Origin of the sequence: Kineosporia babensis (assembly GCF_021129305.1) — a bacterium.
Taxonomy (GTDB): Bacteria; Actinomycetota; Actinomycetes; order Actinomycetales; family Kineosporiaceae; genus Kineosporia; species Kineosporia babensis.
In genome coordinates this window covers 20,965-27,180 of the sequence record NZ_JAJOMB010000042.1, presented here as the reverse complement: position 1 = coordinate 27,180, position 6,216 = coordinate 20,965, and the positions used below count along the sequence as shown (strand labels likewise).

Sequence of the window (6,216 nt, the reverse complement as noted above, 5' to 3'; positions counted from 1 at the left end):
CCTGGACAAGAGCGGCGATCGGCAAGGACAGGGGAGGGGCGGTTCTGGCGGTACGCGCCCGAGGGGAGCGTCAGGCTCTACCGACGGACGTCCAGCCACCTCAGCAGGAGGAAAAGCGGGGCAGCAGACGAGTTCGGCGGGCCCGAACAGCACAGCTGTAGGTGAGCCGGTCGATGTCGGTACCGGTGACATGTTCCTCTCCGAGACCGACGTGCGGGTCGAGGGTCGGCTGCCGTTGGTCCTGGCCCGGCGGCATGTGTCGGGGTGGCGGATCGGGCAGTGGTTCGGGCCGACCTGGTCCAGCACACTCGATGCTCGGCTGGAGATCAGTACCGGCACGGTCCGTCTGATCACCGCCGATGCGCAGATCATCAGTTTCGCCGCACCTGAAGAACCCGAGAGCTCAGGCACAGCGGCTGACCCACACCCGGCCGAATGGCCGGCAGATACCCCGGTACTGACAGCCGCTGGCGCGCCTTGGGAACTGAGCCCTGTCGGGTCCAGGCCGGCGTTCGAGGGGACCGAGGTCGTGGTCCCTGAGGTGTTCCTGACCCCAGCACGACTGTGGTGCGCCCGCGAACCAGACACCGACGTCCTCTGGTGGTTCACCGAAACCAGTCCTGCGACGGAAGAATCCCTGACCGGCACAGCTGTTCTGGCAGGAACCTCCACCCTGGACGGCTGCCAGTGGACCACTGTGGAGTATCACCCGGGCCAGCAGATCCCGGCCGCCCTCGTGCAAAGCGACGGCACCCGCATCCTCATCGATACCCAGGACGGCCTGATCGCCGGCTACCGCCTGCACGGGTACGAGCCCCAAGTCGACAACCATGTTCCTGCGCACGCACGGCCGGGCGCCGACGGGCTGATCCGCTCCTTCACGTACGACCAGGACCGGCGCCTGATCGAGGTCGCCGACCCGGACGCGTCCGTTCACCGTTTCGCCTACGACGGTGCCGGTCGCATCGTCCGGTGGGAAGACCGGATCGGACATCACTACGCCTACCGCTACGACGTGTGGGGACGTGTCGTGGCCGGGGAAGGCACCGACGGCGTCCTCAATGTGGCGATCGAGTACCAGGACACGCCCGGACACGGCGACGGCCGCCGGTTGCGACGCGTTACCGATGCCTGCGGTGCCGTCACCGTTTACGACATCGACCGACGGGGTCTGGTGACAGCGATCACCGACCCGACCGGGGCCCGCACCACATACGCCCGCGACCATCGCGGTGAACTCACCCTCGTGAACGACCCGCTCGGCCGCATCACCCAGGCCGTGCGCGACGAACGCGGCCGGATGCTCTCGGTTACCGGCCCAGATGGGGCCCGCACTCACCGGACCCGCGACCGCTGTGGGCGCGTGGAAACCGTCACCGACCCGGTAGGCACGAGGACACGTTATGCCTGGGACACCGCTGGCCATTGCCTGAGCATCACTGATGCTCTCGGCGCGGCTACTCACTTCGAGTACGACCCACTCGCCGGATCCCTCGCCCAGGTCACCGATCCGCTCGGCGCGATCACCCAGATCAGCACCGACCGTGCCGGGCGCCCGATCACGGTGCTGGACTCTGACGGTGGCGCCAACCGCTACGGGTACACGCCTTTCGGGCATCTAGCCTGGCACTCCGACCCCGAACAAGCTCGCACCACCTGGCAACGCACCATCACCGGCCTGCCCGTCGAGCAGATCCTCGCCGACGGCACCCGCACCACCTGGACTTATGACGCCGAGGAAAATCTCCTCACCACCACCGACCCCAACGGCGGCCAAACCCACTACACGCCCGGACCTCTGGGGCTCACCACAGCGCTGAAGCGTCCCGATGGCGCGTTCATCCAGGTCCGTCACGACGGCCAGAAGCGTCCCATCGAGGTCATCGACCCCCGCGGCCTGTCCTGGACCTATAGCTACGACGCCGCCGGCCGTCTGGCTGAACAACGTGACTACGACGACGTTCTCACCCGCTACACCTACGACGCCGCAGGGCAACTCGCCCAACGCATCCAGTCAGCCGACACCCCCGAAGCCATCACCACCAGCCACTCCTGGGATCTCGCCGGACGTCTGGTCAGCACCATCCACCAGGACGAACACAACAGCCGGAGTACTCGCTACACCTACGACGACGCGGGCCGCATGACGCAAGCCGTCAACGACGACCACACCCTCGCCTTCACCTTCGACATCCTCGGCCGGACCCTCACCGAATCTGTCGACGGGCGAACAGTCGCCTCCACCTACGACACACGCGGACAGCGCACCGGCCGAACCTTGCCCGACGGCACCGCGACCACGTGGGAATGGAAACCGTCCGGACTACCGTCCTCGATCACGACCGGCCAGCATCAGATCACCTTCGCCCACGATCTGTCAGGCCGCACCACCAGCATCGCCCACCAGATCGCCGCTCCCGGTCCAGGCCCGCACCGCTCGTTCGTCACCGAACAGCAGTACGACCCCGCAGGCCGGCTCCTTACCCAGGTAGCCTCACTCACCCAGCTCAGCCCGGGCCTGCCCACGAACAACCCGGCCCAGCCAGGAATTTCGTCGATCTTCGAAACTCTGACCGGCAACCCCCAGACTCCCGCAACGCCAGCGCTCCCGGCCACCTCCGCGAGCCAGGTCCTGCACACCCGACACTACGACTGGCGCCCGGACGGCTACCTCAACACCATCCAGGACAGCACCACCGGCCGCCAGGACTTCGAGCTTGACCCTCTCGGCCGGGTCACCCACATCACCTACAACGGCAAGTCAGCCGAACGCTACGCCTACGACGCGTCTGGATCCCTGATCCAGTCGCACCAGAGCGCTGCCGCTGACAACCAAGATGCACCCTGGGCCGAATCCAGCGGCGCTCTGACCTATGCAGTCAGCCGCGTCACCCGAGTCGGCAACACCAGCTACACCTATGACACCCACGGACGACTAACTCGCCGCACCACTCACTTGCTCTCTGGGACCATTCGCAGAACCCACTTCGCCTGGAACCCCGAGGGCACGCTGGCAGCCGCGACTATCGACGGCGTCACCTGGCATTACACCTATGACCCCCTCGGCCGTCGAGTCACAAAAGGCTCTGAAACCGCGGAAGTCTCCGTCCAAGTATTCACATGGGACGGTCCGACCCTCGCAGCCGAAAGCCTTCCTGATGGCGGCACACGGACCTTCAGCTACATACCCGGCTCATATACCCCCATCGCTCAAACCACCGGAGCTGCCAATCATCAACTGAAGGTCCGGGCTGTCCTCACTGATACCGTCGGTACTCCGATCCACCTCGCAGACCCCGTTACCGGGCACATCACTTGGACCCGCCGAACTACTCATTGGGGCATCCCCCGCCAACGGGTCAACATTGACACGTCTGAATACTGTCCTCTTGACCACCCGGGCCAATACCGTGATCCTGAAACGGATAACCACTACAATCATTACCGCTACTACGACCCCACCACCGCTAGTACCGACCCGTTGGGCTTGGCGCCAGACTCCAACAACCGTGGGTACGTCTGTAACCCGCAGACCTGGATTGACCCCTTAGGGCTGTCCTCGCAGAATTCATGTGCTACGCCAGCGTCGGATTCCTTGTCGCTGGTACCAGTTGAATCATTGGAGGTCATTGCAAGCATCGAAAAAGATGGTGTGATTGCTCAAAGCGGTGTTCGTGGTCCAGTCGTTCCAAAAGAATTTCGCAACGACGGGGGCACCGGTGGGCAAGTTCTACCGTCGGCAACCACCTCTGGTGCACCCATCAAATATCGCGAATGGGGAACAATTCCCTCGGCGGCCAACGAAAGGCCAGGAGGAGAAAGGATTGTTACAGGCTCCGATGGAGCAACTTATTACTCACCCGACCACTATCAGACATTTGTGAGAGTTTCTTGATGCCACATATTGCCTCGCTGACATCTCTTGAATCGCCTTGGGTGCACACAGCACTCGGAGGGGCAGACATTTCGCCGGCTGTTTCAGCGATTAGTCAGGGGTCCGGGAGGGTCGTCCACTTTGACGGGGGGTTAATGCAAAATGCAAATGACCTATTTCGCGAATACTCGCGAGGGTTTCAATTCCCAGAGTACTTTGGCTGGAATTGGAACGCCTTTCATGAGTGCATGACGGAGCTTGAAGGGCTGCCGGCCCGTGCCTATCTAACTGTTATATCAAATGCGGACCTATTGTTGGTCGAGAATGGTCAAGACTTGCAGATCTATTTAAGTCAACTCGATTCGATTGGTAGTACGTGGTCGCGATCATTTGCCCTAGGACCTGCTTGGGGGGGTGGTGAGGTCCCTTTCAACACAGTCTTCCTGGGAGGTAAGGATTGGGTCGAGCGATTTGGGCGGGAGGGCAGCATCATCTCGGCCAGTTAGTTCAGCATGAGATGGTGAACTATCGCTACGGTGATCAGCCGGAACGCCTACCCCGGTCGATGATTCGCCCTATTCGCTCGCCACGGCCAGGAAAGCTCGTGTCCTGGGTAGGGGCAACCGGCGTTGAATTTCTGTCCGAAGAAGATTTCCACAGATTCGACCGAGAAGCATTGGGGCCCTTCCCGCGCAACTCGGACGGTTCGGTGGACTGGTCACAGGTTCCTGAAGAGTTCGTCCTGGAGGCATGCTGGGCAGACGAGTTCGCATGGTCCGAGGTCGGAAGCAAATGGCTCGACTCCGCTACGGAAAACATAATTTTCTGCTGGGGTGGTGGTCGCCCAAGTATTCGCTTGTCTCCGGATATGCTGGAGCAGCATCTGCCGGCCGTGGTCGAAGGGATTCAAGAGTTCTGCATTTACGCCCCTGAAGTGGGAATCCTTGTCGAGAAGACACCGTTCGCTGGAGTTACCGTAGCTCGCATTCCGGCTAAAGACACGTGACCCCCGGCTTTATCGTTGGTAGGACCAGTCCTGATCTTGCAGGGGCGAGAATCGTTCGGGTCTGATCTGTCGGTTTGTCGATCTTTACTCCGGTCTTCTTGATCGTCCAGAAGAAAACCGGAGTGACCGAGGACGAGGGACTCGGGCACGGTCTGAATATTGTCCAGCAGAGCGACGTTGTCGTGGTACAGACCGTTGCGCCGTCCGACGCGTACCTCGGAGGCGCAGTCCTCGGATGGTGCTGGTGATGGGTGCACGGCTGACCACACTGCGGGCGTCGTAGACGGACAGGCGGGTCATCGCCAGTGGGTTGCGCTCCTTGTCGAGTTTGGCCCGCACGATGGGTCGCCGATTGTTGGCCTCGTAGGTGAGGGCGGACTCGATGGGCTCAGTCATCGAGAGCAGGGATCGTGCGACCGTGAGCCCATGCGTCGGCATCGGCGTCTTCGCCCTGCGTCCGATAGATCTCAGCGTCGCGCAGGCCCAGGATGCGACGCTCCTCGTGCAGGAGAGCCAGACGCAGGGCGGCGGTGCGGTCTTTGGCACCGTTCTTCACGACGGCATCAAGTCGTTTCAGATCCGGATCATTCATTGAAATGTCACGCTCTGTGTAGTCACCCTCTCGGTGTAATACGATCGTATGTACGCCACTAGGCGTTGCTGCCCAGGTTCGCTTTGTGGGAGTCGGCAGGCGCCGCCCGTCAGAAGGTAGCGACACTGAGTAGTGAATTGGCATAAGGCCGAATGTCGGATGCGGTGCGAGTTCCTGGTCGTAGTCGGGTCCTCCAGGGCGGCGGCAATCGAGACTTGCCGCGGGCGCCCGGTTGGGTCGAACCCTCCAGGTGTTCTCGGTGAGGTCGACCACGTCGCCCCGGAAAGGCGTTGGCCAGGCCAAACGGGCGCACCGGCCTGTGAGCTATGTACGCATTCTGCGGCGCCCTTGCTTGCGATCATGTGTCGGCTGTTGGAAAGTCTCGGGTCTCCGACACGGTAATCGTGGAGTGGTCGTGGTGGTTTCCGGGCGCACGACGACGAGCTTGAACGAGGTTGCGGCAGAGCGGGGTGCATAGAAGCTGCTTGTCTTGGAAGAGCTTTGGGCGGTCGCGGAGTGAGGACGGAACCAGGCACGCCCGACGTGAGGGAGGCGACTGCGGCCCGTCCGGGGTGCGTGGTGATCTTGCAGTAGGTGAAGGGCTTGATGTTTGCTCGACCTCTGGCTGTGCCCATTGGGGCAGGGCGCCAAGATCGAGTGGTGACGGCGTGACCGCAACTTGGTGATGCGCAACCCGGTTGCGGACGTGAACGGTGTGATGGCCACGGGTCGTGATTAGGCTCG

The 6,216-nt window shown here is 62.3% G+C and carries 4 protein-coding genes; 3 read left to right on the top strand and 1 reads right to left on the bottom strand.

Going from position 1 to position 6,216, the window contains the following annotated elements:
- Position 1: 1 nt before the first annotated feature.
- From LR394_RS40060 to LR394_RS40055, 3 genes are read left to right on the top strand one after another with little or no spacing between them, the layout of a single operon-like run.
- The gene (locus LR394_RS40060; protein ID WP_269330562.1) at positions 2-3,895 is read left to right on the top strand and encodes a DUF6531 domain-containing protein; all 3,894 of its coding nucleotides are present in this window, start codon (positions 2-4) and stop codon (positions 3,893-3,895) included.
- Positions 3,895-4,380 carry a barstar family protein gene (locus LR394_RS43915; protein WP_407937214.1) on the top strand — a complete coding sequence of 162 codons (486 nt, stop codon included), beginning with the start codon at positions 3,895-3,897 and terminating at the stop codon, positions 4,378-4,380. Before LR394_RS40060 ends, LR394_RS43915 begins: the two co-directional genes overlap by 1 nt.
- Positions 4,381-4,394: 14 nt before the next feature.
- Positions 4,395-4,880, top strand: coding sequence for a hypothetical protein (locus LR394_RS40055; protein ID WP_231449957.1), 486 nt, complete (start codon positions 4,395-4,397; stop codon positions 4,878-4,880).
- Positions 4,881-5,268: 388 nt separating this feature from the next.
- Here the strand turns inward: LR394_RS40055 and LR394_RS40050 are convergent, their stop codons facing one another.
- Entirely contained in the window at positions 5,269-5,472 is a 204-nt protein-coding gene (locus LR394_RS40050; RefSeq protein WP_231449956.1) for a hypothetical protein, read from the bottom strand.
- Positions 5,473-6,216 lie beyond the last annotated feature (744 nt).